The organism is Streptosporangium lutulentum (assembly GCF_030811455.1).
GTDB classification, from domain to species: domain Bacteria; phylum Actinomycetota; class Actinomycetes; order Streptosporangiales; family Streptosporangiaceae; genus Streptosporangium; species Streptosporangium lutulentum.
This window is the reverse complement of the sequence record NZ_JAUSQU010000001.1, coordinates 2,563,244-2,589,813: the sequence shown is the minus strand read 5'-3', so window position 1 is coordinate 2,589,813 and position 26,570 is coordinate 2,563,244. Positions and strand designations below refer to the sequence as shown.

Annotated in this window: 26 protein-coding genes; 11 read left to right on the top strand and 15 right to left on the bottom strand. The window is 69.5% G+C overall.

Annotated features, from left to right (window positions below; translation table 11 throughout):
* Positions 1-221 precede the first annotated feature (221 nt).
* Together J2853_RS11150 and J2853_RS11145 are read right to left on the bottom strand one after the other, a co-directional pair.
* Positions 222-1,256: a cation diffusion facilitator family transporter gene (locus J2853_RS11150; protein ID WP_307557027.1), complete on the bottom strand. Its 1,035-nt coding sequence runs from the start codon at positions 1,254-1,256 to the stop codon at positions 222-224.
* Positions 1,249-1,644, bottom strand: coding sequence for an ArsR/SmtB family transcription factor (locus J2853_RS11145; protein ID WP_307557025.1), 396 nt, complete (start codon positions 1,642-1,644; stop codon positions 1,249-1,251). Before J2853_RS11145 ends, J2853_RS11150 begins: the two co-directional genes overlap by 8 nt.
* Before the next feature lie 251 nt (positions 1,645-1,895).
* Between J2853_RS11145 and J2853_RS11140 the strand changes: the two genes are divergently transcribed.
* From J2853_RS11140 to J2853_RS11120, 5 genes are all read left to right on the top strand, one after another.
* The gene (locus J2853_RS11140; RefSeq protein ID WP_307557023.1) at positions 1,896-2,234 is read left to right on the top strand and encodes an SH3 domain-containing protein; all 339 of its coding nucleotides are present in this window, start codon (positions 1,896-1,898) and stop codon (positions 2,232-2,234) included.
* Positions 2,235-2,350: 116 nt separating this feature from the next.
* Positions 2,351-2,524, top strand: coding sequence for a hypothetical protein (locus J2853_RS11135; RefSeq protein ID WP_307557021.1), 174 nt, complete (start codon positions 2,351-2,353; stop codon positions 2,522-2,524).
* A 292-nt stretch (positions 2,525-2,816) separates the two neighbouring features.
* Complete coding sequence (locus J2853_RS11130) at positions 2,817-2,957, top strand: hypothetical protein (RefSeq protein WP_307557019.1); 141 nt, start codon at positions 2,817-2,819, stop codon at positions 2,955-2,957.
* A 289-nt stretch (positions 2,958-3,246) separates the two neighbouring features.
* Positions 3,247-3,975, top strand: a complete 729-nt coding sequence (locus J2853_RS11125; RefSeq protein WP_307557017.1) for a DivIVA domain-containing protein — start codon at positions 3,247-3,249, stop codon at positions 3,973-3,975.
* A 60-nt stretch (positions 3,976-4,035) separates the two neighbouring features.
* On the top strand, positions 4,036-5,244 hold the full coding sequence (locus J2853_RS11120; RefSeq protein WP_307557015.1) for a hypothetical protein: 1,209 nt from the start codon (positions 4,036-4,038) through the stop codon (positions 5,242-5,244).
* Between the two features lie 63 nt (positions 5,245-5,307).
* Here the strand turns inward: J2853_RS11120 and J2853_RS11115 are convergent, their stop codons facing one another.
* Both J2853_RS11115 and J2853_RS11110 read right to left on the bottom strand, forming a co-directional pair.
* A complete protein-coding gene (locus tag J2853_RS11115) occupies positions 5,308-5,958 on the bottom strand; it encodes a class I SAM-dependent methyltransferase (RefSeq protein WP_307557013.1) in 651 nt (216 codons plus the stop codon).
* Between the two features lie 279 nt (positions 5,959-6,237).
* Positions 6,238-6,705, bottom strand: a complete 468-nt coding sequence (locus J2853_RS11110; RefSeq protein WP_307557011.1) for a MerR family transcriptional regulator — start codon at positions 6,703-6,705, stop codon at positions 6,238-6,240.
* A 98-nt stretch (positions 6,706-6,803) separates the two neighbouring features.
* Between J2853_RS11110 and J2853_RS11105 the strand changes: the two genes are divergently transcribed.
* Positions 6,804-7,547 carry an SDR family NAD(P)-dependent oxidoreductase gene (locus J2853_RS11105; RefSeq protein ID WP_307557009.1) on the top strand — a complete coding sequence of 248 codons (744 nt, stop codon included), beginning with the start codon at positions 6,804-6,806 and terminating at the stop codon, positions 7,545-7,547.
* A gap of 137 nt (positions 7,548-7,684) precedes the next feature.
* Here the strand turns inward: J2853_RS11105 and J2853_RS11100 are convergent, their stop codons facing one another.
* Together J2853_RS11100 and J2853_RS11095 are read right to left on the bottom strand one after the other, a co-directional pair.
* Positions 7,685-8,542, bottom strand: a complete 858-nt coding sequence (locus tag J2853_RS11100; RefSeq protein ID WP_307557007.1) for an IS630 family transposase — start codon at positions 8,540-8,542, stop codon at positions 7,685-7,687.
* Positions 8,485-8,787 (bottom strand): helix-turn-helix domain-containing protein, encoded by a 303-nt coding sequence (locus J2853_RS11095; RefSeq protein ID WP_307557006.1) that lies wholly within the window; start codon positions 8,785-8,787, stop codon positions 8,485-8,487. The genes J2853_RS11100 and J2853_RS11095 overlap by 58 nt, the downstream gene beginning before the upstream one ends.
* 239 nt (positions 8,788-9,026) lie before the next feature.
* Here J2853_RS11095 and J2853_RS11090 point away from each other — a divergent pair, with 239 nt between their 5' ends.
* Genes J2853_RS11090 through J2853_RS11080 form a run of 3 tightly spaced genes read left to right on the top strand, consistent with a single transcriptional unit; the run spans position 9,027 to position 10,487 of the window.
* Entirely contained in the window at positions 9,027-9,437 is a 411-nt protein-coding gene (locus J2853_RS11090) for an ArsR/SmtB family transcription factor (protein WP_307557004.1), read from the top strand.
* A complete protein-coding gene (locus J2853_RS11085; protein WP_307557002.1) occupies positions 9,434-10,189 on the top strand; it encodes a cation efflux transmembrane domain-containing protein in 756 nt (251 codons plus the stop codon). The genes J2853_RS11090 and J2853_RS11085 overlap by 4 nt, the downstream gene beginning before the upstream one ends.
* Positions 10,140-10,487: a DUF3703 domain-containing protein gene (locus J2853_RS11080; RefSeq protein ID WP_307557000.1), complete on the top strand. Its 348-nt coding sequence runs from the start codon at positions 10,140-10,142 to the stop codon at positions 10,485-10,487. The genes J2853_RS11085 and J2853_RS11080 overlap by 50 nt, the downstream gene beginning before the upstream one ends.
* A 181-nt stretch (positions 10,488-10,668) precedes the next feature.
* Here the strand turns inward: J2853_RS11080 and J2853_RS11075 are convergent, their stop codons facing one another.
* Together J2853_RS11075 and J2853_RS11070 are read right to left on the bottom strand one after the other, a co-directional pair.
* A complete protein-coding gene (locus J2853_RS11075; RefSeq protein WP_307556998.1) occupies positions 10,669-11,073 on the bottom strand; it encodes a nuclear transport factor 2 family protein in 405 nt (134 codons plus the stop codon).
* Positions 11,074-11,168: 95 nt separating this feature from the next.
* Positions 11,169-12,137 (bottom strand): aldo/keto reductase, encoded by a 969-nt coding sequence (locus J2853_RS11070; RefSeq protein WP_307568652.1) that lies wholly within the window; start codon positions 12,135-12,137, stop codon positions 11,169-11,171.
* A gap of 217 nt (positions 12,138-12,354) precedes the next feature.
* On the opposite strand from J2853_RS11070, the gene J2853_RS11065 reads away from it, so the two are divergent.
* Positions 12,355-13,266, top strand: coding sequence for a helix-turn-helix transcriptional regulator (locus J2853_RS11065; RefSeq protein WP_307556996.1), 912 nt, complete (start codon positions 12,355-12,357; stop codon positions 13,264-13,266).
* Positions 13,267-13,515: 249 nt separating this feature from the next.
* Here the strand turns inward: J2853_RS11065 and J2853_RS11060 are convergent, their stop codons facing one another.
* The 6 genes from J2853_RS11060 to J2853_RS11035 form a co-directional block, all read right to left on the bottom strand.
* Positions 13,516-14,175, bottom strand: a complete 660-nt coding sequence (locus J2853_RS11060; protein ID WP_307556994.1) for a response regulator — start codon at positions 14,173-14,175, stop codon at positions 13,516-13,518.
* Entirely contained in the window at positions 14,172-16,154 is a 1,983-nt protein-coding gene (locus J2853_RS11055) for a sensor histidine kinase (protein ID WP_307556992.1), read from the bottom strand. The genes J2853_RS11060 and J2853_RS11055 overlap by 4 nt, the downstream gene beginning before the upstream one ends.
* Before the next feature lie 93 nt (positions 16,155-16,247).
* The gene (locus tag J2853_RS11050) at positions 16,248-17,045 is read right to left on the bottom strand and encodes a hypothetical protein (protein WP_307556990.1); all 798 of its coding nucleotides are present in this window, start codon (positions 17,043-17,045) and stop codon (positions 16,248-16,250) included.
* A 110-nt stretch (positions 17,046-17,155) separates the two neighbouring features.
* Complete coding sequence (locus tag J2853_RS11045; protein ID WP_307556988.1) at positions 17,156-17,914, bottom strand: MerR family transcriptional regulator; 759 nt, start codon at positions 17,912-17,914, stop codon at positions 17,156-17,158.
* A gap of 2 nt (positions 17,915-17,916) precedes the next feature.
* Positions 17,917-18,810: a DUF2268 domain-containing putative Zn-dependent protease gene (locus tag J2853_RS11040; RefSeq protein WP_307556986.1), complete on the bottom strand. Its 894-nt coding sequence runs from the start codon at positions 18,808-18,810 to the stop codon at positions 17,917-17,919.
* Positions 18,811-19,514: 704 nt separating this feature from the next.
* Complete coding sequence (locus J2853_RS11035; protein ID WP_307556984.1) at positions 19,515-20,765, bottom strand: GNAT family N-acetyltransferase; 1,251 nt, start codon at positions 20,763-20,765, stop codon at positions 19,515-19,517.
* 284 nt (positions 20,766-21,049) lie between these two features.
* Between J2853_RS11035 and J2853_RS11030 the strand changes: the two genes are divergently transcribed.
* Positions 21,050-25,570: a WD40 repeat domain-containing protein gene (locus J2853_RS11030; RefSeq protein WP_307556982.1), complete on the top strand. Its 4,521-nt coding sequence runs from the start codon at positions 21,050-21,052 to the stop codon at positions 25,568-25,570.
* Here J2853_RS11030 and J2853_RS11025 read toward each other — a convergent pair.
* Positions 25,551-26,537 (bottom strand): serine hydrolase domain-containing protein, encoded by a 987-nt coding sequence (locus J2853_RS11025; protein ID WP_307568650.1) that lies wholly within the window; start codon positions 26,535-26,537, stop codon positions 25,551-25,553. The genes J2853_RS11030 and J2853_RS11025 overlap by 20 nt on opposite strands.
* Between the last annotated feature and the right edge of the window lie 33 nt (positions 26,538-26,570).

Here is a 26,570-nt window from a genome sequence, read left to right as displayed (position 1 = left end):
CGCGGCTCCGGCAATCGGCTTTCTCTTCCTGCGAGGGAGTGCCCTTGGTTTTCGAGCCGGATCACAGGTCTACCGGCGAACCTCACCGGACCGGCACCGACCGCTCGGCCGGTGCCGGTCCGCCCCGAAGGTGATCGGCCGCGACGATTCCTTGTGTCGTGAGGCGATGGACCCCGAGCTCGATGATCGCCGTTAGGACGGCTCCCTGGTCGCGCTCCGCCCTACGCCGGATCTTGTGGCGGATGGGCCGTATCACCCGGCTCCTCATGATCGGCGTGGCCGGCCAACGGGCCGGCGGAAGTGGTGGCGCCGCCGTGGTGGGTGGGGCCGTGCGGGTCGCGGCAATGGGCGTCCGCGCCGTCGATGGTGAGCGCCTCCGAGGAGGTGTGGTCGACCTGCAAGGTGGTGTGCCCGATGCCGTAGGTGTCGTGGAACATCCGCTCGGCGGCCAGGCGTATCGCGTGGCAGTCGGCGCCGGGGGTGACCAGGACGTGCGCCGACAGCGCGGCGTAGCCGGAGGTGACCTCCCAGATGTGCAGGTCGTGCACCTCGACGACGTGCTCCAGAGCGGCGGTCCTGGCGCCGATCTCGGCGGGGTTCATGCCCACGGGAGCGGCCTCCATGAAGACCCGGCCCGCGTCGCGGACCAGTCCCCAGCCGGCCTTGAGCATCAACGCGGCGACGACGAGGGCGGCGATCGCGTCGGCCCTGCCCCAGCCGGTGAGCCAGATGACGGCTCCGGCGATCGTGGTGGCGATGAAGGCGAACAGGTCGTTGAGGATGTGCTGGTAGGCGCCTTCGACGTTGAGGCTGGAGCGATTGGCCCGAGACAGCAGCCAGGTGGCGGCCAGGTTGACGACGATTCCGGCCAGGCCGGTCACCACCACATACAGGCCTTCCACCTCGGAAGGCACGATCAGGCGGCGGATGCCCTCGACGATGAAGTAAGCACTGAGCAGCAGCAGGGTGATGCCGTTGATCTGCGCGGAGATGATCTCAGCACGTTTGAGCCCGTAGGTGAAACCGCCCTGTGGCGGCCGGGCGGCGATGCGCATGGCGATCAACGCGAAGACGATGGCGATGGCGTCGGTGAGCATGTGCCCGGCGTCGGAGATCAGCGCCAGAGACTGGGCGAGGAAACCGATGACGACCTCGACGGCCATGAATCCGACGATCAGCGCCAGTGCTCCGGTGAGGTAGCGGCGGTCGGCCTCGGCGCTCACCCCGTGCCCGTGCCCGTGTCCGTGCTCAGCCATCGTTTCGCTCTCCTCGACGAGGGTCGGTGACATGCCCGATGTGAGTGATCGCCAGGTCGAACAGCATCCGCATGTGGGAGTCGGCCAGCCGGTAGTGCGCCAGTCGCCCGGTCCGGCGGACCTGGACCACGTGGTGCAGGCGCAGCAGTCGCAGCGCGTGTGAGGTGGCCGAGGTGCTTTGGCCGGTGGCCGCGGCCAGGTCGCGTACACACATCTCCTCCGCGTGCAGCAGGGCGGCCGTCAGCCGCAGCCTTCCGGGATCGGCCAGCAGCGCGAAGACCTGCGCGAGCTCGTGCACCGTTTGTTTGGTCGGTAGTGCCCGGCGGACGCTCTGCACCCGTTCGGCGTCCATGGCCGAGGGGAAGCAGTCATCGGGACGGGCAGCCACCCCCGTAGGTAAGTGACCGTTCAGGGGTGCGGGTGCACACTCCGTGGCTCGGGGGGTCACGGTGCCTACCTCTTCTCCTCGGCGGGGTACGGGCTGCTCGCATCAAAGGATATCTGTTCAGTTGTTCAGATGTTTAATCATTCAGTAATGAGGACATTACCGCTGGTGAGCATCGCAGGTCAGGCGTCCTGGCTTGACCGAGCCGCCGACCCGCGCCGGTAACCCGATGCCGACAGAAGGGAGACATCGCGATGATCGCGAAGCAGACCACCACCCCTGTCACCGCGTGTGTCATCGCGAGCGGGCCCATCCTGACCGCCCTGCCCGCCCACGCGACCACTCGTCCTGTCACCCTGGACGGCCGGCCGGCACCGACCTGCGCCTACCGGCTCACTCACGCGAGGCGCGCCGGCTTCCTCAACGTCCGATCCGGCGCCGGGCTGCGTTTTCGCCAGATCGGCAGGCTGCGGGTGGCCGACGGCCGACTCCCCCGCGCCCGCGCGCCGATTAAAGGCTGGATCAAGGTCAAGGCCGCCGACGACAAACACGACTGGGCCTCGGCGCACTACCTGCGCAAGATCACCAAGTAGCGGAAGCAGGTGCAGACGCCATGACTTCCATCCTTCGCCCCCGGCGACGCCCATCAGCTGGGGACGGCACGTCCCGGACGCACGGTGCGCCCCGCATCCTGCGAGGAGAGGCGCTGATGATCGTGTTGCTGACGGTTCTCACACTGGCCGAGATCATCCGCCTGCCCGCCGTCGCGGCAGTGGCACGGTGTTCGGCGCCGATGCGCGACGCCACGCCGGACCCGACCGTCGTCCGCGCCGGCCGAACCTCCACCCACCTGGGCGGAGCCCAAGGAACCTGCCGGTCGTGACGGCGCCCGTACCACCCGCACCATCCCGCATCCACCTGACATCGCACGGCTGGACCACCTGCGCTGAGCCGGTCGCATGGCGTGCCGCATGGCCTGGCAGCTCAACAAAACTTCCATCCACCCGGAGAAGGTCCATCCAGCTGTCAATTGTGCTGAAAAATCCCACGTGAAAACCATCGGCCTCGCATAAGCCGCCGGATTAACCGCCCTTTGAGGGTCGCCATGTTTCCCGACCGGCAACCAGGATGCAAAAACCGTACCACCACCGGATATGAATCAATCGGAGGTTGTCATGGAACACATCGGCCACCAGCGTTCTCCGCGTGAGGAAAGCACCCCTGCCGACGACCACTGCGCAGATCACGCGCACGAGGAGACCCAGCCGGACAGTACCCGCGAGACCAGCGAGGAAGACCCGCCCACCGCCGCCTAGAACCACCGCCCCCGCCACGCTTTCAAGCATCGCCGGCCCCCTGATCAACGAGTGCGGAAGGCGAGCGAGCAGGCAACGGAAAGCGTGCGTCCGACAAAGGATAAAGGCCGCTGCTTCGCAGGTGTGACGAACTCGGAAGCAGCGGCCGACATTCGAATCCAAAATCACGAAGACCGTGTTTTCCCTTCGTTCAGCACACCGGACGCGACGGTCAGGCGACGCCGATTTCTGTTTTTGCGAGTCTCGGCCATGCCCCGGGAAATCATGGTGAAAGGTTCAGTGAAAGGTCATGCACGACGGACACGGCGTCCGCGCCGATGCGATCGACATCCCTCTCGCCCTCCCGCTCGGCGCAGGATTTTCCGCCGGCGTAAGCCGGTTGAGTCCCGCCGCCATACGTAACCAGGTGTTCACCGTGGTCCGCCTGCGCGAAGGCTACGACCTGGCCGAAGTGGACACCTTCCTGGACCAGGTCGAAGCCGCCTTCACCCTGCTCATGCAGGAAAACGCGGAGCTGCGCGCCCAGGCGATCGCCGGCGAACATGCACAGCCGGCACAGGAAAGCGCGGCCCGGATCATGGCGATGGCCCAAGACAGCGCCGAGCGAGTGCTCGCCGCCGCCGATCAGCAAGCCCAGGCGATCCTGGCGCAAGCCCACGACCGTGCCGCCGTTTCGCCGCAGGTCAGCCACGCTGCCTGCCGAGAAGAGCTGGAACGCCAAGTTGAGGAGTTCAACGCCTTCATCGCCGACCACAACCACCGGCTCCAGCACAGCCTGCAGGCACAAGTCAGCCAGCTGCAGAAACTGCTCGATGAATTCACCACCCTCGGCGAACCCGTTGCCTTCGGTGACGCGGTGCCGAGGCCGCCGTCACCACCACGGCCGATGGCCACCGGCCACCCGGCGGGCGCGCACTCGGCCACCGGCCGACATCCGGCGCCGACACCACCGACCCAGCAACCGGCCGGACCGCAGGCGTGCGCACCTGCGGACGGCCCCGACCTCGAAGACGACTGAACGCTCCGAGGGCCGTTTCAAAACTCTTCTGCGATGAACCCCGACAAAAGGTGGTGAAACATGCTGCCAGCCACTGGAACGCAGATGCTGGGGCCGGCATTGGAGGGAGCCTCCCCAGGCGCCGGCGCCTGGGTCGCGGTGCTCCTGGTGTCGCTGTCCACGCTCGCCGGGGCGTGGCTGGCCCGGCGCAACTCCACCAGGGTGACGATGTGGCTGGCGATCGCCTCGGCGATGATGCTGATCACCGCCCTGGCCGACCTGCTGCCCGACGCCTGGCGAGACGCGGCCGAAACAGGGGTGCCCCTGTGGGGTGTCGGGCTGGCCATCGCATTCGGCTTCCTTGTGATCACTTACTTCACCCGCAAAGGCTGCGGGCATGGACATGGACAGGAGGGATCCAAGCCGGCCGGCGGCCGGCATGCGCCCGGCCTGCACCGCCGCGTCAGGGAAGTCGTCGATGCCGCTCTGTTCGGCGGCATGGGCACCGCGGCCGCCCTCACCCTGCACCGGGCGATCGAGGGCGCGACCCTGGCGCTGACCGCCTCCGTCGTGGTCGTCATCGCCCTCATGGTCCACTCGGCCGGCGAAGGGCTGGCCCTGGCCGCGCTGCTGGACATGGCCAAGCAACGTCTGGCTCCGTGGCTGGTGGTCTCCTGCGTGAGTCCGGCCGCCGGCGTTCTGATCGCCACCATCGCTCCGTTGCCTGATCAGATCGTGCCGATCCTGCTCGGCCTGGTCACCGGTGTGCTGCTGCGCACCGCGGTCGTCGGTCTCAGGCTCGCCGCCGCCAGTCAACCCGGTGGTCGGCTGTCCAAACGCCAGCTGACCGTCGCCGCATGCGTTGCCGCCGTCGCGGGAGTTCTCCTGGTCACCACGCACGGCGCGCTGGGTGAAGAGCACCCGCGAACCGAACGGACGCACCATGCCGCCGACCGGGCGGTACCTGCCGCGCCCGCCGCCGTACCCCTTCTCCGGCCGGCGGCCCCGCAGGCGCGGATCTCAGCGCAGGCCTCGGTGCAGGCCCCACTGACCCGGGCCCAGCTGCGCGCGGCGGTGGCCGCCGGCCGGATGAGCGTGGCCGAGGTGTTGGCCCGCACCGACGCCACCACGAAAAACGCCCGAATCGGGTGGCTGCTGCGCGCCCTGCCCGGCCACGGCGCCGCTGAGATCGCCAACCTGCTGGCGGCGGGCGGGATCGACGCCGGCCGCCGCATCGGCGAGTTGACCGAGCAGCAACGCCGCCATCTGCTCAACTCCGTTGCCCGGTGACTCCCTGGCGGTCGTGGGGGCCGCCCTGCACCGCCGGCGCGAAGCTCGCCTCAGAGCGAACCGTCAGAAGGTTCCGCCGGGAGCGCGGTTGCCGACCCGCCCGACGACCACGCCGACGACAGTCGACCCACCTCGCCCTGCGACGATACGCGGAACGTTCCGCAGGGACACGGAGCTCATGACGGCTTGCTTCGACGCCATTTGCCAGGCCAGATCAATGGCGATCACCTTCTCGAACGCACCGGCCAGGGCAGCAGTGTGCCGGCCGGTGCCGGACCCGACCTCCAGACAGATCCCGGTGGGCAGGGTACCGCCGCGCTCCAGTGCATCAGTCAGGGCGTCCAGGCGGTTGGTGGCGTGCTCGGCATCCCAGGTCGGTGCCAGCTGATCGAACAGGGTCGTCATCACGGCGGCCGGCTCAGAGGTCCAGGCGTCGGCGTCGAGGGCGATCTGGCGGGCGAGTGGCCTGTCACGCAACCTTGGCCGGGTAATTGGTTGGTCCAGCTTCGGATGGTTGAGCTGGCGGCGAAGCTGGTCTTCGGTTGCGCGCGGGCGTTGCGCCACCGGATGTAGGCACCGATTGCCGCGTTCTGCTGCATCTTGGCGAATGAACTGCGGGTCGTTGGAGGCCTTCGAGGTGGTGGTGCTCTGCCAGGTCACCTTGCCTGCGCGCAGGATCCGCGACAGGTGCCGGCGGCTGATCGAGGTGACCACGCCCCGGGCGATGAGGTGCTCGGCCAGAGTGCGCAGGCTCCAAGTGGAGTGGCCGGTGATGCCCCACTCGGCAGGGACCGTCCGGGAGATCAGGCAGATGCGCGCACGCGCCTGCTCACTGATTGCCGATGGACGGCCTCGGCCTCGGCCTCGGCGAGTTAGATCCCCTCGACCGGCAGCTGTGTCGGCGCGCCCACTTGCCGATCGCCTGACCGGTCACGCCCATCGCCTTGCCGATAAGTCGCCACGACCAGGTCCCGTCCCTACCTTGGAGATTGCTCAGCGGGCACCCGCTCGGCGGTTGGGTGCCCATAGCTGGTCGGCGTCGCCGGCGGCGAGCCGGCCTCGATAGACGTTGATCTTGTGGTCGATGAGCTTGAGGTTTTCCTGTATCTCAGCGAGCTTGGCGGTCACGTCGGCGCGGTGGGCCTCCATGAGGGCAAGCCGTTCCTGCTCGTTGCCGTACCCGGCGGATACGAGCTGGGCATAGCGTCGGATGGTCTTGATCGGCATGCCGGTGGCCCGCAACTTGGTGCAGACGACGATCCAGTCGAGGTCGAACTGGTGGTAGCGCCGCCAGCCGCCGACGGTGCGGTCGACGGTGGTGACGACCAGGCCGGCGCGTTCGTAGTAGCGCAGGGTGTGCGCGCTGACCCCGGTACGGCGGGCGGCCTCGGCGATGCTCAGGCCCATCTGGGGATCGGAGTGAGCGGGCCCGGATTCGGGGCGCCGATTGACTTCGAGCATGCTCTAAATCCTAACGTCACAGTCATGAGTGCTCCAAAGCTGACAAAGACCACCGCCGGCATGCGCGGGCGGGCCGTTCAAGAGATGGGGGTATCCCGATGAAGGTGCTGGTGACCGGCGGGACGAGCGGACTAGGACTCGCCATGGCCTTCGCCCTGGCCACGGCGGGAGCGACGGTCGCGCTGACCGGTCGATCCGGTCGGCGGGCGAGCTCGGTCGCCGCCGAACTGCCAGGAGCGGTCGGCATCGAGCTGGACGTGCGAGACGAGTCGTCGGTGGCCAGGGCGGTCGACCAGGCATGGTCGCAACTCGACGGCATCGACATGCTGGTGAACAACGCCGGGATCGGCATGCGCACGGTCAACCCGCGCTTCATGACGCACCCGCAGAGCTTCTGGGAGGTGCCAGTCGGCGGCTTCCGTGCGGTGATCGAGACCAATCTGACCGGCTACTTCCTGGTGGCGCGCGAGGTCACGCCACGGATGCTGGCCGCCGGCGGCGGCCGCATCGTCAACATCTCGGTGAACCATTCGACCATGCACCGAGCCGGGTTCGTCCCCTACGGGCCGTCGCGTGCCGGCAGCGAGGCGCTGTCTCGGATCATGGCCGCCGACCTGCGGGACACGGGCGTCACCGTCAACCTGCTGCTGCCCGGCGGCGCGACCGTCACGGGGATGGTGCCCCTCGACGCCGCGCGCGAAGGACAAGGGTTCTTGGAGCCTGCGGTGATGGGCCCGCCCATCGTCTGGCTGGCGTCCGACGCCGCGGCCGGCGTGCATGACGAGCGCATCGTGGCCGTCGAATTCGAGCGCTGGCTGCGCGACAGGAACGGCACACGGTAAGGCCGTATCGGACGCCGGGCACAAGGGCCCCCTGACAAAGGCCGCGCGGATCGCGCTGCGGAGCTACCGGCGCGAGCGCGCGGACGATGGGAAGCGCAACCAGAAGCAAGCGCCGCCGAAACGGGGCTAGTGGTCCGTCACGCAACCTTGGCCGGGTAACTGGTCCAGCTTCGGATGGGTGAGCTGGCGGCGAAGCTGGTCTTCGGCTGGGCGCGAGTGTTGAGCCAGCGGACGTAGCCGCCGATCGCCGTGTTCTGCTCGTCATGGGTGCGGTGGTCGGTGCCGTTGAGGGCGTAGTAGCGCAGGGCGGCGAACTCGGACTCGATCCAGTTCGGCCACGAGCCGTATGTGGGCAGGAACACCAGCTCGACGTCGTGCTCAGCGGCCCAGGAGCGGACCTGGGGATGCTTGTGCGGCGAATAGTTGTCCATGATCACATACAGCTTCTCGCCGGGCCAGCGGGTGCGAAGGGTCTTCAGGAAGGACAGAAACTCCCGCCAACGCTTGCGCTTACGGATGCGGTAGTAGAGCTTGCCGGTGGCCAGATCCAGCGCGGAGATCATGTGCATGACCCCTTGATAGCGGTGGTAGGTCGCTCGCAGCCGGGCCGGGCTTCCGGCCGGCCGCCGGCGTTTGCCTTTGCGGGGCATCAGATTCAGCGGCCCGAACTCATCGGCGCAGATCACCCGCCCATCGGCGGGCCGCTGGTCGTATAACTCCAGCACGCGCTGCATCTTGGCGATGAACTGCGGGTCGTTGGAGGTCTTCCAGGTGGTGGTCGTCTGCCAGGTCACCTTCCCGGCCCGCAGGATCCGCGACAGGTGCTGGCGGCTGATCGCGGCCACCACGCCACGCTGGACCAGATGTTCGGCCAGGGTACGCAGACTCCAGGTGGAGTGACCGGTGATGCCCCATTCGGCGGGGACCGTCTTGGCGATCAGGCAGATGTGCTCACGCACCTCAGGCTGATCGCCGGTGGACGGCCCCCGCTCCATTTTGGGTTCAGCGCATCGAACCCCCGCTCGTTGAAAGCGTGGATGACATCGCGCACATAGTCCTCGCCGACCTGCATCAACGAGGTGATGTCCGGCACACTCTGGCCCTGACCGGACGTCATCACCACGATCGCCCGGCGCAGCTTGACCGGATCCTTGGCGGTCCGGGTGATGCGCTGCAGCTTGCGGCCCTCTTCCATCGACAAGGGCCGGACGAACACATCCGGTCGACGAGCCACGACCACCTCCCGAAGTTGCGAAGGCAGACAGCCTGACGGGTTCACCACTCGAGATCAATTACCGGGTCAACGTTCAGAGACAAGCCACGAGCTCCTGCAGGGCGGCGGCGCCCTCGGGCACCGGCTTGCCCGGGGATTCAGGGATCACGCGCTGGAGCGTCTGAACCATCAGAGCGCGATCTTAACGCACGCCGGTTTCCTGCACCCCTTGCCAAAGCATCCCCCATTCGGGCTAACATCGCCATATGACGATTGATAGTGAGGGTGGTCGGTGTGTGAGCGCCGAGATCGCCGCGGGCATCACCCCGGCGGCCGCGCTGTTTCACTCATTGGCCGACGAGACCCGGCTGCGGATCGTGCAGCGCCTGGCGCGCGGCGAGGCCCGGGTGGTGGATCTGACCGGCGAGCTCGCCCTGGCCCAGTCCACCGTCTCCAAGCATCTGGCCTGCCTGCGTGACTGCGGGCTGGTCGACTATCGCGCCGAGGGCCGCCAGTCGTTTTACGCCCTGACCCATCCCGAGCTGATGGATCTGCTGGCCTCCGCCGAGCAACTGCTGGCCGCCACCGGTCACGCGGTCGCGCTCTGCCCCACCTACGGCAGCGACGCCGGCGAGGAAAGCCTCGAGCCGGCGACCGGAAGGAGACCGGTGTCGTGACCGCGCTGAACCTGCCGAACCTGGCTCCCGCCCGACGCGCCTCACTGCGACGCCGGATCCGGCTTCTGGTGGCCGCGACCATCACCTACAACGTGGTCGAGGCGGCGGTGGCCATCACCGCCGGCACCCTTGCCTCCTCGACCGCGCTGATCGGTTTCGGCCTGGACTCCATCGTGGAGGTCGCCTCGGCCGCCGCGGTGGCCTGGCAGTTCTCCGGCAACGATCACGAAAAGCGGGAGAAGACCGCACTGCGGATCATCGCGATTTCGTTCTTCGCGCTGGCCGCCTACGTCACCGTCGACGCCGTCCGTGCCCTGACCGGCAGCGGTGAGGCCGAGCACTCCACCCCCGGACTCGTGCTGGCCGCACTGTCCTTGCTGATCATGCCGTTCCTGTCGTACGCACAGCGGCGCGCGGGCCGCGAGCTCGGCTCCGCCAGCGCGGTGGCCGACTCCAAGCAAACCCTGCTGTGCACCTACCTGTCGGCCGTGCTGCTGGTCGGCCTCGCGCTCAACAGCGCCTTCGGCTGGTCCTGGGCCGACCCGATCGCCGCCCTGGTCATCGCCGCGGTCGCGGTCAAGGAAGGCCGCGAGGCCTGGCGCGGCGACGCCTGTTGTGCCCCGAACCCGCTCGCCGCCGGCACTCCTGTTTCGGCCTCCGCGGCGTGCGCCGACGCCTGCTGCCCGCCCGAAAGGATGCCCGATGACCCGCCGCCGGATGCCCACCCCCGTTCGGTCCGCCTACCACGCTGAGATGCGCGCCGCCCGCGTCACCGCCGACCCTCAGGCACGCTGGCGGCACCTGGAGCGGGCACACATCCTGTCTCAGCCCTGGCCCTGGCCGCACACCCGCAACCACGTCGCCATGTTCGCCCTCGCCGTAGCCCAGCGCGACCGGCGTGAGGCGTTCGGCCAGGTGGTGCGAATCGTCGTGGCCGCGCCCGGCTCCGCATTGGGCCGCTACCCCGAGGGCAACACCGGCCGCGCCCGCGTCGGGCTGACCGAGCCCATGCCGATACCGCCCGATCTGGCCACCATCCTTGCCGGCTGACCCGCCAGAAACGCGACCACCGGTTGCGACCGGCCAGGCGATCTTCTCCTGCCGTCGGCCGGCCGGCGGACCGGTTCGCCGAGCTGCCCGCCGGGGCCGGGCTCGCCACGTTCGCCCGGCTGCTCCACGACCCGGCCTCCGAGAGGAGACGCCGGAGGTGATCAGCGGGTTTGAGTGTGCGCTACACGACCTTGGGCTGGTCGATCAAGGTGCCGGCGTTGTGGTAGAACAGCCGATTCTCGACGATCTTGCCGTCCTTGACGGTGAATTGTTCGATGAAGTGGGTCAGCTCTCCGGTCGCGACGTCCGTGATGCCGACGCACGCCGCGACGCGGTCGCCGTCGGCGATGGTGTAGTGCACCGTGATCTTGGAGACGTCGAGGTAGTTCGGCAAGACCTGGGCGAGGCCGAGGAATTCGTCCTTGCCGTGGTAGGCCTTCCCGAAGGGCAGGAACACCGGCTCGATGACCGCGACGTCCTCGGACAGATAGGAGAAGACTCCCTCGACGTCGCCGTTGTTCGCCGCCGCGAACATGGCTTCGACGATCGCGCGGTTCTGCTCGGTCAGTGATGTAGCTGTGGACATGGCGTTTCTCCTCTGAGGCGAAGGCTCTCTTGCGTCGAGAGTCCCGGTAGGGCCTGGTGTTCGGGCTGGTTGCGGCACACTCGTCGATGCTGGGTTCAGCGGTCGATCGTGGACTCGTTGAAGTCGTCGTGTCGGGCGCCGGTGGCCGGCGTGATGTTGTCGAGCCGCTGCAACTGGTCGGCGGTCAGGATGACGCCGTCGGCGGCGGTGTTCTCCTCGACGCGAGCGACCCGCCGGCTGCCGGGGATCGGGGCGATGTCCTCGCCCTGGGCCACCAGCCAGGCCAGCGCGATCTGTGCCGGGGCGGCACCGACCTCGGCGGCGATGTTCCGTACTTCCTCCACGAGCTGCAGGTTCTGGGAGAAGGCCTCGCCAATGAAGCGCGGATTGGTCTTGCGCCAGTCACCGTCGGGGATCTCCTCCGGTGTGCGGATCCGGCCGGTCAGGAACCCGTGCCCGAGTGGCGCGTAAGGGACGAGGCCGATGCCCAGCTCGCGGAGCAGGGGCAGCAGCTCGGTCTCGACGTCGCGGGTCCACAGGGAGTATTCGGTCTGCAACGCGGCGATCGGGTGCACGGCGTGGGCGCGGCGAATCGTGTCCGGCGAGGCCTCGGACAGGCCGATGCGCAGGACCTTGCCCTCGGCGACCAGCTCGGCCACGGTGCCGATGGTCTCCTCGATGGGGGTGCTCGGGTCGACCCTGTGCTGGTAGTAGAGATCGATCCGGTCGGTGCGAAGGCGCCGCAGGGAGCCCTCGACGGCGGTGCGGATGTTGGCCGGACTGCTGTCGAACAGGCCGGTTCCATCCCCGGCATGGGACAGGATGCCGAACTTCGTGGCGACGACGACCTGGTCGCGCCGATCCTGCAGCGCCTGACCGACGATCTCCTCGCTGTGGTACGGACCGTAGCTTTCGGCGGTGTCGATGTGGGTGACGCCGAGGTCGAGCGCGCGATGGATGGCGCGGATGGATTCGGCGTCGTCCAGGCCGCCGCCGGACAGGAGAGTGCCGGCCATGGACATGGCACCCAGACCGATCCGGGAAACCCGCAGGCTCCCAAGCATGGCGTGTCGCATCGGAGAACTCGTTTCTCGTCGAGAGTGTCGAAGGAGGGTGCATCGGAGGTAAGTGGCGAGGGTCGGCGTTCGCGGTATCCGGTCGTCGATCTCGATCTCGCCGACGTCCAGCCAACATCGGTTCGCCACATCCCGACAGGCCCTGCGAAAAGGGGTACTCACAGAGACCCCTTCCGGGACGTGGGCCGGGCGTACCCTCGATCTCATGGATGAGAAGGAGGCCGCGCGGGCGGCGGTTCGCGAGTTCCTCACCACCCGCCGCGCCCTGGTCACCCCAACCGACGCCGGCCTTCCTCCTCAGGGCACCCGCCGTCGGGTGAAAGGCCTGCGCAGGGAGGAGGTCGCGTTGCTCGCCGGGGTCAGCCCGGAGTACTACGTGCGGCTCGAACGCGGCCAGGCGACCGGGCCCTCCGCCGGAGTCGTCGGCGCCGTCGCCGACGTCCTGCGTCTGGACGACGACGAACGCGCTCACCTCGACCGGCTGCTCGCCGCCCTGACCCCCGCAGCCCGCAAACGGAACCGCGGCGCGGCGAAGGATCTGGTCACCCCCGGAATCCGGGTGCTGCTCGACTCGATGGACCACCTACCCGCGATGGTCTTCAACGGCCGGTTCGACGTCCTCGCGGTCAACACACTGGGGCGCGCGCTCCTCGCACCGATGTACGACCTGCCCGGACAGCCGAACAGCGCCCGCTTCCTGTTCCTCGACGAGCCCAGGGCCCGAGACCTGTTCCCCGAGTGGGACCGGATCACAGCCGACGTCGTGGCGATGCTGCGCATCGAGGCCGGCCGCCACCCCGACGACCCCGACCTGACCGAACTGATCGGGCAACTCGCGACCCGCAGCACAGAATTCCGGACGCGCTGGGCGACCAACGACGTACGAATCCACCGATCCGGCACGAAGACCTTCCGGCACCCCCTCATCGGCGAGGTCGCACTGCCCTACGAGACCCTCCGCATCGACGCCGTCTCCAGCCAGACCCTCACCGTCTACGTCCCCCAGCCCGGCACCCCCGAAGCCGACGCGATCCGCCTCCTGGCCAGCTGGAACGCCGACGACCAGCGGAACGACAACCCGACAGCGGGAACACGCGGCCAGAACCCCGAGGACTAACTTGATCTTTAAGATGACCCGCACGTTCACACCGAGACGCTTGTGGTTGCCGGGGTAATAGGGTTTCCGATCGGCGACCCGGGCCGTGGGCCCCTGCCGTGACCTGCACCGTCACGATGAAAACGGCACCCCTGATGACGTCGGTATGAGCGAGGAGAGAGACCCGCCCAGGGTACGGGCCGCTCGGTCCTCGATGTAGCGCGGGAACGCGCGGTCGAGCAGCCGGGCGGGCTGGAAGACCTCGCCGCGTCAGTCCGGCGAGCCCAGACCGGCTTCGCGCGCCTTGACGATGGCGTCGGGTCTGTCGGCGACCTGGAGTTTCGCGAAGATGTTGGAGACGTTGTTGCGTACGGTCTTCTCGCTCAACGCCAGCCGTGCGGCGATCGCGGCGTTGGACCTGCCCGCCGCCAGGAGGTCGAGGATGTCGCGTTCGCGGGATGACAGGGCGGGGAAGGGGTGATCCCTGCCGCGCAGGTCGGGCTGGAGGAACGAGGCGATTCTCGTGGCCACCGCGGCGCCGAACAGTGCCTCTCCCGCGGCTACCGCGGTGATGGCACGGATGATCTCGTCGGGCGCGGCACCTTTGAGCACGTACCCCCGCGCTCCCGCACGCAGCGCCGCGAACATCGAGGTGTCGTCCTCGAGCATGGTGAGCATGAGGACGCCCACGGCCGGCTGTCCGGCGATGATCTGGCGGGTCGCTTCGATGCCGCCGACCCCCGGCATTCGGATGTCCATGAGGACGACGTCGGGTTCCCGCTCCCGGCACAACGCGATGACCTGCTCCCCGCCGGAGGCCTCACCGAGATACTCCAGCAGCGGGCTCTCCTGGACCAGCGTCCGCAGTCCCGAACGGAACACCGGGTGGTCGTCGGCCACCACGACGCGGATGGGCAGGGGGTCGTTCATGTGCTCTCCAGCGGGATGACGGCGCGGACCAGGGTTCCGTGCGGCGCACGGGGCTCGATGACGCACGTCCCGCTCAGCTCCGCGGCGCGTTCGCGCATCGAGGTGATGCCGACTCCGGCGCGGTAGCCGTCCGGGAGCCCCGTTCCGTTGTCGGAGATCTCCAGGCGTAACGCGTCGTCGATGACGACCCGTACGGTGCCGTGGCTCGCCCGCGCATGACGGATCGTGTTCGTCATCGCCTCCATGGCGATCCGGTACGCCGCGACCTCGACCGCCGCGGGCAGTGCCGGCTGGCGGGCGGGTCCCTCGACCACGATGATGCCGAGCGAACGCGCCTGCTCGTTCAGCGCGCCGACGAGCCCCAGTTCGTCCAGTGCCGGTGGGCGCAGGCCGTACACCAGCCGGCGTACGTCGGCGACGGCCTGTTGCATCTGATCGGTCAGCGTGTCCATCTGCCCGGCGGCCGCGGCGGCGTCGGTGAGCAGGTGGCGCCGTGCGCGGTGGAGTCCCAGGACCACTCCCGCCAGCGTCGGGCCAAGCCCGTCGTGCAGGTCACGGCGCAGTCGCCGCCGTTCCTCCTCCGCCGCGCCCACGAGGCGTTCGCGCGAGCGCAGCAGGTCTTCGGTGAGCGACACGGCGTGCCCGGCCGCGGCGACCTGACCGGCGATCCCGGTGAGCAGCCCGCGCTCCGACACCGTGAAGGGGCCCTCGTCACGCACCTGTGCGACCAGCTCACCGATCGTCTCGCCCGCGAACACGAGCGGGAACTCCTCGCACGCGCCGCTCGCCGGGCGGCCGGCCTCGGCCACGGTCGCGACGCCGACCCGGACGGCGACGTAGGGCAGCCGCAGGGCTTCCCGCACCGTGCGGGCGACGCCGGGCAGCACCTGGTCGGCCGCCGCGGCGGCCTCAAGGCGACGACCGAGCCGCACCAGCGCGCCGTACGGATCGTCGCGATAGCCGTACACCAACCGGTTGGCCGTACGCTGCAGCACGTCGCGCAGCGGGAGAGCGATCAGTACGGCGGCGGCGACCGCGACCGCCCCGCTCACCGCGTCGGAGGCCAGCACCCGGACGGCGGCGGCCACGGCGAGGTAGACCGCGATGACCAGCGTGGTCAGCAGCCCGTACACCAGGGTCCGGTTGAGCACCTGACGACCGTCGAACAGCCCGTACCTGCGGATCGCGACCCATGAGGTCACCGCGAGCGCGAGCATCCCGAACACCTCGGCGGGCAGCGCGGTGATGGTCGCCTCTCCCCAGACGGCGATGACGAGGCAGCCCCACCACGACGCCGCGATCAGCCACGCGGCGGGGGCCACCAGGGCGAGCGCGCGGGCCTGGTCCGCCTCACGGGTGCGGCTGAGGCGCCGCCGCACCGACCAGGCCGCCAGGGTGGACAACGGTGCGGTGAGGGCGACGGCGCCGCCGAGTCCCTCCGCCACCGAACCCCACACGCCCGGCAACGCGGTCGGGTTGGCCTGGTCGGGGAAGTCGAGCAGGGCCGGGGAGAACAGCAACCCCAGCAGCAACGCCGTCATCTGGACCACGCACACCCACAGCACCGGGCGCCAGCGAGGCGAGGGAAGCCGTCCGTCGGGAAAGAGCAGCAGGCCGACCGTGGGCACCAGTCCCACGGCGAACACCCACGGCCAGCCGTCCCACCATCCCGCCCACTCGGCACCCGGTATGTCGGCACCCCCGACGTAGGCGGCCTCGGCGAGCAGGTAACCGGTGCACGCCAGCGGCAGGCCGACGCCGGCGGCCACCAGGATCCACCCCACCGCGTTGCGCCGGTCGGAGCGCACCATGGCGGCCCCGACCACCGGCACCGACAGAAAAGCGACGGCGACCGCCGGCAGCAGCACCGACCACAACGTGGTGTAGTGGACCACTCCGACCGTCGTGCACGCGACCGTCAGCCCTACCGCCACCCCGACCGCGGCCCGCGTCACGACTTCCGCTGGATGTGCTCTCATCGTGAACGAATTGTCCCCCAACGCCCTGCCCGCCGGTAAGGACTTCCTCTCCTTGCCCACGGCCTCGGCCTCCCCCCGCTCGCGGGCACCCGGTCACACCGCGATCTGTACTTCCGGCGGCCGGGGCACGGCGCCGTCCCGGCGAAGCCGGACCAGGGCGACCGCGCAGGCCGCGAAACCCGCGATCCGCAGAATATAGGCGAAGATCGCCACGCCACCGATGCCGGAGGCATGGCCGGCGACCTCCAAGACCGCGGCCGCGGCCACCGCGGCACCCGCCCACACCGGTATCGAGCGGGCCCGGACCAGCGCGATGCCCAGCAGAACGAATCCGATCATGTTCCCGACGACGGACGTGACGAGCGCGAAGACCACAACCCCGTGGGACTGGTAGGCCGACACCATGGCCACCGCGCCCGCCCGATCATCCGCCACCGACGCCAGGTAGATCAGGACGTCTCCGGCCAGGAGATATCCGGCGCCCAGGGCGGTTACGAACGTCACAGCGGTGCCGACGGCGGCGAGCCTCGACCGGCGCGCCCCGGCGACCTCGCCGACGTAGAGCGCCGCCGGGATCAGCAGCAGAATGAGCAGGTCCAGCCAGAGAACGGCCTGCATCGCCGCCCCCTGTCCGGCGGCCGCGGCCACCTGGTCACTCGTGGCACCCGACGAGACCGGCACCGGCACCACGACGAAATACAGCAACTGCCCGACCGAGCCGCCCATCAGGGCGATGATCCCCGCCGCCACCCGCCACTTCGACGACACCACGACGTCCTCCCGCTGTTGAGGCTTCCGGCCGCGATCCGCGGCCACCCCCACCATCGGCCGTACCGCTGTCCCGGGACCAGAGACCGCTGTCCCGGTGGCCAGGGATTCGAATCCGGTCACGCGGGTTCGCGGCTCACCTGCGTACGTGCCGAGCCGGCCGGTGAACGCGACCGCCAAGCACACGGGCTCCGGCCTCGCGGAACCGGTCATTTCCGTGAACCACACGCGAGCTACATGCGGGTCCGCGCGTACGCTTGCAGTGCGTCACGGACGAACGTCGCCCCCGCGGCGTCGTCGTACATGCCGGTGAAACGGGGATCGTCGACGTACATGTCCCCCAGGCATTTCACCATCTCGATCGAGCGTTCCCGGTCGCCCTCGGCCATGGGGGTACCCGGGATCTGGCTCAGCCACTGGACGTGCCGGGCAGCCAGTGACCGAGCGTGTTCCGATGTCGGAGAAACCCCGGCCTTCGCCGCGGCGACCCATGCGGCGACGAGGTCTTCGGTGGCCTGCTTCCAGGCCCGCTGCTGGTCAAGGGTCTTGCCGTGCCACCAGTCGTTGCTCACGTGGAAGGCGCGCTCGCCCCAGCGTGAGATCACCTCGTCCTTGTAGAGGTCGTTGAACCCCGCCAACATGACGTCCATCCGCGGTTCCGCCCCCGCCTGCAGGGCCTCGAGCGTGTGACGCACAGACCGGATCTGCCGTTCGATGCGGTCCCGTTCCTCCTCCAGCGCGGCGATGTGGACGCGCAGCCCGTCGCACGTGTCAACCTCGTCGGCCAGGACCTCGGCGATGGCCGGCAAGCCCATGCCGAGCCGGCGCATGAACAGGATCCGCTGTAGCCGGGCGATCGCGGTGGCGTTGTAGTAGCGGTACCCGCTCTCGCCGACCCGGGACGGGGCCAGGAGTCCGAAGCGGTCGTAGTGACGCAGAGTACGGCTGCTGATGCCGGCCCTCGCCGCGAGTTCCTGGATCGTCCACTCCATCCCTACAGTGTCACCCCGCGGCGGAGCGTGGCAGCGATGATCTCCGAGCTTTCGGCGTGCAGGGCCTGCGCCGCCGTCTGCCCGGTCGCCGCCAGGTAGGTGTCGACCAGCCGGTTGCCCGCGGCGTACCCGGCGCCCATCGGCAGTCCCACCGGGGTGAGGCCGAAGCGCTCGGCGCTGGGGTCGCCGTGCACCCAGGCGGTGAAGTTCTGCATGCCTGTCACGTCGAGCCCGGTGAGCACCTTGCCGAAGACCTCGTCGTCGTACAGGTGCGGCACGCCGATGCGGGCGGGGCCCAACTCGTCACCGTAGAGCTGCCGGGCGAAGGCGTCGGCCAGGCCCTCGGAGACGATGTGCTCGCCGACCGTGACGGTCATCGGGTCCCACACGACCCCGCCCGGGCCGAACCGCAGGTTGTGGTTGAGTTCGTGCACGACGGTGGCCTCCAGCCGCTCCACGTTCTCGGGGAAGGGCCAGAACGTGATGGCGATGTGGCCCGAGATGCCGCCGAACCCGGTCAATCCTGTGCAGGGACCCATGAAGTGCTCGTCACCCGGATCGCCGAGCACGAACAGCACGGTGATGTCCGGGACCTCCAGCCCCGGCGTCGCCTCCAGCAGTACGGCGAGAGCGTCGTCGAGCGCGCGTTGCATCCGCTCCCAGGCCCCGGCCGCCGCCAGGGTTTCGAGCGCTTCGAGGCAACGCTCCTCGTCGCGGTCGATGGGGAACCCGGACGTTTCAAGATGTACGGCCACCAGGTCGACCTCGCCGGGGTGGTAGCGGTACATGCCCTTGTTGGGCTCCAGCATCGAACGCAGCAGGTCAGCGCGGTCCGCGAGCGGGGCCAGCAGGATCCGCCTCATGGCGGAGTGGGTGTCAAGAACAGTGATCGACATGGTCCCGATGGTAGAAGTTGACGCAGCGTCAAGGTCAAACCAGCGGCGCCCTTCGTCGAGGCATGGCCGGCATGCCGTCACCGGACATCTGGGGCGGATGCCTCGTCCTTCAGGGCGGGGAGGAGGAACTTCTGGTGTTTCCTCGTGGTGTGTGGGTTCGGCTCGGTAGGGCTGAGGTGTCTCGCGATAGCCAAGCGGGGCAGGTGTTTGTTCGAGCGCGGCGGGGCGTGCCGTGTCCGCGCGGGGAGGCTTCGGGGTTGCCCGGCCGGTGAACCGCGAACCGACAGACCCGGCTGAAAGGCCGGGTGCTGGACTGTCGAAGCATGTCGACTTGAAGCTCGTGAGCCGGCTGGAGTTCGGCTCGGGGGTGGTGGCGATGCGGTACGAGCCGAGAAGGTGGCCATCGGGCCGGCCGGCCCGAGCCGGCCGCATCATGGAGCCCTGGGTCGCGGCTCTTGAGCGCCCAGGTAGGACAAGCGACTCGGCCGTCCTGGTCGGCGCCGTCCTGCGTTCGGTCGTCCGGGCTGTCGGACCCGAGGCGTTGGTCCGCCATTGGTCCGGCACTCCTGATGGGCTCGCTGCGGTGCGCCGCCTCGCCGCCGCCCTGTACGCCATCGAGGCCGCCGGCGACCTTGACGCCCTCTTCGAACCTCGCCCACCTGCGACAACCGGCGAGGCCCGGCACCGGGTCCACACCGAAAACCTCAGGAAGCGCTGCGGTACAGGTCTCGTCTCTCGGGCAACCGCTCGAGGCCGGCCGACCGGTAGGTGGCGACGGCTCCGACGTTGGAGCTCGGCGTGCACACGTCCACGCTGGACGAACCCAGCTCCTGGAGTGCGCGCGCCGCGGCGACCGTGATCGCTTTGCCGTAACCGTGACGGCGGTGTGCCCGGTGCACGCCCATCGGCTCGATCAGCCCGGGCTTGCCTTCACCCGCCGACCACACCGCCACGGCCGCCACCGCCTCGCCCTGCTCATTGCGGACGACCAGGCACCGCGCGTCGGCATACGGCGCACCTGCCGCCATCGCGTGCCAGCGCTCGTCGGTGAACGTCGACCCGTCGAACGACGCCCGCAGGACCGCGGCCCACTCGTGCGCCTGTTCCGGCCCGATCACCTCGACGCGAACGCCGGGATCCGGCACAGGCGCGCCGAGGTCACGCCGAAGTGGTGTCCACGGCTCGCCACTCTCCCAGCCGCCCCTGAGCAACAGGTCCTGGACCAGCGCACCCATCGGCGCCTCGACGTACGCCTTGCCCTCGAGCAGCACACCGCGCTCAGGCGCCGACACGTCCTCGACCACCTGCCGCGCCAGCTCCTCGTCCTGCAACGCCTGCGGCGCGAACGCCAACCGCAGCAAATCCGCACCATCCAGCAGCCCGACTGCCAGAACCTCCCCAGCCCGACTCCAGGTCCGCGTAGCCTCCGCCGTCGGCTCCGCACCGAACCGCCAGAACCACCCCACATCCCCCGGATGCAACTGCACGAGCCCGCCGTCGTGCTGCCACTCCCCCAGCACCCGCACCACGTCGCCGAGCCCGTCCGCCCCCGGCCTATCTGTCTTGATCGTCATCCCTCCATCACACACCACCCCGCCGATCCTCCGCATCCGGATTTCCCGTCGGCAGCCGGGGACACGTTCGGGAGGAGGGCGCCTGTTCGCCGCGGAGCGGTCGAAGCCGAGCCGGCCAAGCCGGACGCGACCGGTCGCCGGCTCGGCGATCGTCGCCGGCGCGGCGTTGTCCGGCTCGACGAGGACGCAGCCTGCCCAGATGCCGCGCTCCCCCGCCTGCCGAAGGAGGTCCTCGTCAGGTTTCGACGTGAGCCGGACAAGGATGCCGCCGTCCCGCAGCGTCCTCAGGGAACGCGCCCCGTAGTCGCCACCGATGCTGTCGATGACCAGGTCGACGTCGCGGACCGTCTCGGCGAAGTCCTCCTCGGTGTAGTCGATCACCTCGAGATCTTTCAGCCTGACCGCGTTGTCGGTCGCTTGATCGAGGTGGCGTTGAGTCCTCAGGGTGTGCTGCTCAATCAGCCAGCCCCGGCAAGCATCGTGTTCGCCGCGACGTCGTACCTGCTCCACAGCCGTCTGGCTCCAGCACGATCTGTTGCACCGGCTCGCGGCGCCTGATCCTCCCATCCGTCAGCGGCCGGTCATGACATCAAATGATGTTGTGTAATAGCTCCGTTCTGCTGCGTTTGTGCTGCGTTCCATGAACTCGGGCGAGGATTTCAAAAATGGTGAAGAGCGGCGACGAGCCGTCCGAAACGGAGGCGGACCTCCATGCAGGTCTTGTGGGCGAGATGCGCGAGGAGGTCAGACTGTGGGCCCGGCTCGCCGCACACGAGGTCCAGACCAAGACCGACGGATTGCGACTCGCCGCCCACCAGGCGCACCGGGGAGTGCTCACGGTGGGACGGTTCACTCCCGCCGTGTTGCTGGCCGGGCTGAGCGCCAGCGCGCTGACCCCGGTGGCCCTGGCGGCGACCGCCGCCGTACCGGGCGGAGCGGCCATGGCCGCGACCGCAGCCGGGCTGACCGCACTCGCCGGGGTGGGGACCAACATCCTCAGCGAGCTGATCATGAGGGGCACCGACTCCTGGCGAGGGCGCGGCACCGGCGAAACCCCTCCGACCGCCGGGACGGTCCGGGAAGAACTCGCCGAGCGGATCGAGCGGGCGCTGGATGTCGGCGGCACGCAGGCCGCCGAACTGCGCCGGGAGATCGCTGCCGTGCTGCTTGGGATCAACGCCCTGGGCACGCTCGTGGAGGAGATGGACGAACGGCAAAACGACCGGTTCACCCTTCTCGTCACCCAGGTGTTCTCCGGCCTGAGCGACGAATTCGCCGAGCTCAACAAGCTGGTACGCGGTGTCGACCAGACCCTCGTGCGGTTGGAGCGGATCGTCCTGCGCCAAAACGCGGAGTATCGGAGTCATCAGGAGGCGCTGAACCAGCTGCAGGTGCAGATAGTACGGCTGCGCGAACCTCTTCCGGACACCGCCCGCTCGCCCGGCGGCGAAGCGGATCCAACGGGCGCGACGCCGGCGACGCCCTGGACGGGCGACGGCCCCTACCGGGGACTGCGGCCGTTTCAGCAGGGTGACGCCGAAGTCTTCCACGGCCGGGAACAGCTGATCGGGGAACTGCTCGCCGAGCTCTCCGGGCGGCTGGACCGGCCGGGCATGCTGATGGTCACCGGAGCGTCGGGGGCGGGTAAGACCTCGTTGCTCCGCGCCGGGCTGCTGCCTCGCCTGGCCAGGGGACTGCTGCCCGGAAAGCCCGACTCCGAGCACTGGCCCCAGCTGGTCATCACTCCGAACGGCGCCCCGCTGACCGAGCTCTCCGTCCACCTGGCCGCTCTGGCCGGGACCACCTCGCTCACCGCGGAGGAGGCTCTGGCCGGCGCCCCGGACCAGGCGCACCGGCTCTTCCGCCAGGCTGCGCTGAGGCATGCCGAGAGGCATGGCCGACCGGCCGCCGCGGACACTCCGGGACGGGTGGTGCTGGTCGTCGATCAGTTCGAGGAGATCTTCACTCTCGCCCCGTCCGGCCCCGGCCCGGACGGCCACGTCGAGACGTTCCTGTCGGTGTTGCGCGCGGCGGCTGAGACCCCCGCCGGGCCCGGCGGGCAACCGGCCGCGCTGATCGTGCTGGGGATGCGTGGGGATTTCTCGGACCGCTGCGCCGACTACGAGATCCTTTGCGAGGTGCTGCGGACCGGGTTGTTCAGGGTGTGGCCGATGGGTGAGCCCGAGCTCAGGCAGGCGATCGTCGGACCGGCGCACCGGGCGGGCCTGACTCTCGACGAGGGGTTCGTCGACGTCGTCCTGGGTGACCTGCGCTCCCAGCAGGGGGTGGGCCGCGACTCCCGGGTGGGAGTGGGAGCGCTGCCGCTGCTCTCTCAGGCGATGCTGGCCACCTGGAACAACCGGGAGGGCAACCGGCTCACCCTGCGCGGCTACGGTGCCGGCGGCGGGGTCACCCACGCGGTTCAGGCCAGCGCCGACGCCGCTTACGAAAGCCTCGACCGGACGCGAAGGGAAATCACCCGGAGGCTCTTTCAGCGGATGACCGTGGTGCTGGCCGACGGCCAGTACGCCCGGCGGCCCCTGGCCCTGAGCGAGCTGCGCGGCGACACCTCCACCGGCGAGAGCGCCGACGTCGACACGGTTCTGGAGGCCTTCACGACCAGGCGTCTCATCGTCCTGCACGAGGACGTCGCTGAGATCTCCCACGACGTGCTGCTCCAGGCCTGGCCGCGGCTCCACGAGTGGCTCCGGCACGACCAGGACGCCCGCATCCAGATCGGGCAGCTCAACGGGGATGCCGAAGACTGGCGTCTCAAGCAGCGTAGCCATTCCCTGCTGTACAGCGGCAGCCGGGTGGAAGACATCCGGCAGGCCCGCACCGGCTGGGAGGCCGACCCGGACCGCTATCCCCCCGTCGAGGCGATCGCCGACGAATTCCTCGCCGCGTCCGCCCGCGCCGCCGGCGTGGCCGCTCGAGCCACCAGGCGGCGCACAATCGCCATCGGGGTCCTCTCTGTCTTCCTGGCAGCCGCCCTGGCCGTCGTCCTGATCAGCTACATCGATACGGAGGCCAACCGGCGGGAAGCCCTGTCCCGACTGACGATGGTGCAAAGCGACCGTGCCGGTGACACCGACGCCCTGGTGTCGGGACTGCTGGCCGCCACGGCCTGGAACCTCTTCCCCACGGCCGAGGCCCGCTACGGCATGGTCGACGCCCTGGCCACCTCCGTGCGGAGCGTCTTCCCCACTCACGGCAAGGAGTCGGACGCGGCGGCGTTCAGCCCGGACGGAAAAATCCTCGCCACCGCGGGAACCGGCAACGCCGTCCACCTCTGGGACACCGCCACGCGCCGCCGGATCGGCAGGCCCCTCACCGGTCACACCCATCCGATCCGGGAGATGAGGTTCAGCCCCGACGGGAAGACCTTCGCCACCGTGAGCCAGGACCACTCCGTACGGCTCTGGGACACCGTGAACCGACGCCCGGTGGGCGCCCCGATCATCCCGAACCCCACCGTCACCGATCCCGACGGCCGAATCCTGACCATCGCCTTCAGCCCCGACGGCAGAGCCATCGCCGTCGAGACCGTGGACTCCGCGATCGGGTTCTGGGAGGTGTCCACCGGCCGCCGGATCGACGCCTCCACCGCCGGGCGACCCGAGGCGTTTCGTGAGGTGCCGTCCGGCTTCGGCAAGGCCGCCGCTCCCCCGCACAGCGACACCGTTCGCCTCTGGGACACCACTCGCCGCCAGATCACCGCGCTCGCCGCCATCGAGGGCGGCGCCCCGGGCCTGTCGGCGTTCAGCCCGGACGGGAGGACCATCGCCACCGTCCGCGACAACGCCAAGGAGGACGACACCGTCCGCCTCTGGGACGCCGTCACCCGCCGGCGGATCGGCGCCCCCATCGCCGTGGGCAGCGGCCGCGTCCACACGCTGGCGTTCAGCCCGGACGGGAGGACCCTCGCGGTCTCGGGCAGGGACAAGGCCGTCCGGCTCTGGGACACGGCCACCGGCCGCCGGGTCGGCGTGACCCTCACCGGCCACACCGACAGCGTCACCACGATGAACTTCATCCGCGGCGGAAGGACCCTCGCCACCACGAGCGGCGACGGTACCGCGAGGCTGTGGGATCTCACCGCCTACCGCCAGATCGGCCGGCCCCTGGTCGAACGGGCCCAGGCCCCGCTCGGCGTGATGTTCAGCCCCGACGGCAAGACCCTCGCCACCACGGGGGACGGCGCCGTCCGGCTCTGGGACACCGGCACTCGCCGGCAGGTCGGCGCACCCATGACCGGCCTGGGTGAGGCGATGTACGCGGTGGCCTTCGGCTCCGGCGGAAAGACGCTCGTCACCGTCGAAGGCGACGTCCTCCGGATCTGGGACACCGCAACCCGTCACCCCCACGGCGCGCCCCTCTTCGAGCTGAGCGGCACTCCGGGGAAAGTGGCCTTGAGTCCCGACGAGAGAATCCTCGCCACCGCCCAGGACAACACCATCCAGCTGTGGGACGCCGGCACCCGCCGTCCCCTCACCGCCCCCATCACCGCTCACGGGGCCGACGGCGTTTCGGCGGACGCCCCGGACGGCACCATGATCATTCCGAGCGACGACGGCATCAACGCCGTCGTCTTCAGCCCCGACGGAAGGATCCTGGCCACCGCCGGCAACGACGGCGTCACACGACTGTGGGACACCGCCACCGGCCGTCAGGCAGGCCCGTCGCTCGACGACGAATCCGACTCCTCCTACGCGGTGGCGTTCAGCCCCGACGGGAAGATCCTCGCCACCTCCGGCGTGGATCCCACGGCGGGCGACGCCGGCGTCGTCCGGCTGTGGACCGTGGCCACCGGCCGGCCCTTCGGCACCCCCCTGCTCGGGCACACCGGCGGCGTCGACGCGGTGACGTTCAGCCCCGACGGGAGGACCCTTGTCACCGGGGGCGACGACGGCACCGTTCGGCTCTGGGACGTCGACACCCGACGCCAGATCGGCGACCCCCTGCTCGGGCACACCGCCTCCGTGCGGGATGTGGCATTCGGTCCCGGCGGGAGCACCCTCGCCACCACGAGTGACGACGGCACTGTCCGGCTGTGGAACATCCCGCTGCCTTCGGCCCCTTCCGCGGCGATCTGCGCCGTCGCGGGCCGCTCGCTCACCGAGGAGGAGTGGCGGCACTACATGGCGGGCATGTCCGACGAGTCATTCAGGAAGGTCTGCCCCTGACCTCCGCCCGCCAATAACGTGAGTGAAGCAGGACCCGGCCCAGCCGCGTCGCCACCACCGCTGTGCAGGCGACCGCGGCCGTCACCAGCCAGATCATGAATGTCGGATAGAGGTAGACCACCTGGATCCACATGATGTCGCCGCCGCGGGCCAGCACACGGAAGATCGGGGCGACCGACAGGCACAGCGCGAGCGGCGCCAGGTAGGGCAGCAGCCGTAACCGCTGCCATCCGGTACGGCGGGCCGCCCAGCGCCGGGAGCGGATCGCACCGCGCACCGCCGGCCCGATGGTCGCCAGGGTCAGCAGCAGGAACAGGCCGTCGATGAGGAGGTACTGCGGCGCGGAGGGGATCTTCGGGGTGTCCCCCTCGATCAGGGCGACCAGGCCGTCCATGAGGGCTCCGGCGTCGGCGTAGGTCATCCCGGTGTTCGCCATGACGGCGACGCCGTACCCGGATCCCGGCATCAGCAACTGGTCGGCGGTGGAGGTGAACAGGTCGCCGCCGTGTTCGACGAAGGAAGTGCCGTGCGGGGTTTCGCCGAGGGTCCAGCCGAGGGCGTACTCCTTGTTCGCCTGGGAGGGGGTGCGCATCTGCCGCACGCTTGAGGGGGTCAGGATGCCGTTGTTCTGTGCGATCAGCCACCGGGCCATGTCGCCGGCGGTGCTGAGGACACCGCCGGAGCCGTTGCCGAAGCCGGGCGGCTCCGGCAGGGCGACGGCCTTGCCGAGGACGAGCAGGTGGCCGCGGGCGCTGGGGGGCAGGTCGCGCTCGCGCTCGACGGTTGTACTGGAGTTCATGCCGAGCGGCGTGAAAACGTGTGCGCGCAGGTAGGTCGCGAATGTCTGGCCGCTCACCACTTCGACCAGGCGTGCGGCGACCTGCTTTCTTACGGAAACCCGCCATCGGCCTTCGGGAGGATCGGTACGGATTCCGGCGGTCCGATCGCTGCGCGACAGCGTGCGCACGCAGGCGCTGCTGCGTGCCCGGCTGTGCTGCGA

What these genes read in the sequence shown, in the direction of transcription:
- J2853_RS11040 (WP_307556986.1), bottom strand. Translation starts at nt 18,810, where the DNA reads ATGTCGATCACTGTTCTTGACACCCACTCCGCCATGAGGCGGATCCTG.
- J2853_RS11065 (WP_307556996.1), top strand. Translation starts at nt 12,355, where the DNA reads ATGGATGAGAAGGAGGCCGCGCGGGCGGCGGTTCGCGAGTTCCTCACC.
- J2853_RS11060 (WP_307556994.1), bottom strand. Translation starts at nt 14,175, where the DNA reads ATGAACGACCCCCTGCCCATCCGCGTCGTGGTGGCCGACGACCACCCG.
- J2853_RS11070 (WP_307568652.1), bottom strand. Translation starts at nt 12,137, where the DNA reads ATGCTTGGGAGCCTGCGGGTTTCCCGGATCGGTCTGGGTGCCATGTCC.
- J2853_RS11045 (WP_307556988.1), bottom strand. Translation starts at nt 17,914, where the DNA reads ATGGAGTGGACGATCCAGGAACTCGCGGCGAGGGCCGGCATCAGCAGC.
- J2853_RS11030 (WP_307556982.1), top strand. Translation starts at nt 21,050, where the DNA reads ATGGTGAAGAGCGGCGACGAGCCGTCCGAAACGGAGGCGGACCTCCAT.
- J2853_RS11120 (WP_307557015.1), top strand. Translation starts at nt 4,036, where the DNA reads ATGCTGCCAGCCACTGGAACGCAGATGCTGGGGCCGGCATTGGAGGGA.
- J2853_RS11100 (WP_307557007.1), bottom strand. Translation starts at nt 8,542, where the DNA reads ATGGAGCGGGGGCCGTCCACCGGCGATCAGCCTGAGGTGCGTGAGCAC.
- J2853_RS11110 (WP_307557011.1), bottom strand. Translation starts at nt 6,705, where the DNA reads ATGCTCGAAGTCAATCGGCGCCCCGAATCCGGGCCCGCTCACTCCGAT.
- J2853_RS11150 (WP_307557027.1), bottom strand. Translation starts at nt 1,256, where the DNA reads ATGGCTGAGCACGGACACGGGCACGGGCACGGGGTGAGCGCCGAGGCC.
- J2853_RS11090 (WP_307557004.1), top strand. Translation starts at nt 9,027, where the DNA reads ATGACGATTGATAGTGAGGGTGGTCGGTGTGTGAGCGCCGAGATCGCC.
- J2853_RS11140 (WP_307557023.1), top strand. Translation starts at nt 1,896, where the DNA reads ATGATCGCGAAGCAGACCACCACCCCTGTCACCGCGTGTGTCATCGCG.
- J2853_RS11105 (WP_307557009.1), top strand. Translation starts at nt 6,804, where the DNA reads ATGAAGGTGCTGGTGACCGGCGGGACGAGCGGACTAGGACTCGCCATG.
- J2853_RS11075 (WP_307556998.1), bottom strand. Translation starts at nt 11,073, where the DNA reads ATGTCCACAGCTACATCACTGACCGAGCAGAACCGCGCGATCGTCGAA.
- J2853_RS11130 (WP_307557019.1), top strand. Translation starts at nt 2,817, where the DNA reads ATGGAACACATCGGCCACCAGCGTTCTCCGCGTGAGGAAAGCACCCCT.
- J2853_RS11080 (WP_307557000.1), top strand. Translation starts at nt 10,140, where the DNA reads ATGACCCGCCGCCGGATGCCCACCCCCGTTCGGTCCGCCTACCACGCT.
- J2853_RS11055 (WP_307556992.1), bottom strand. Translation starts at nt 16,154, where the DNA reads ATGAGAGCACATCCAGCGGAAGTCGTGACGCGGGCCGCGGTCGGGGTG.
- J2853_RS11125 (WP_307557017.1), top strand. Translation starts at nt 3,247, where the DNA reads ATGCACGACGGACACGGCGTCCGCGCCGATGCGATCGACATCCCTCTC.
- J2853_RS11135 (WP_307557021.1), top strand. Translation starts at nt 2,351, where the DNA reads ATGATCGTGTTGCTGACGGTTCTCACACTGGCCGAGATCATCCGCCTG.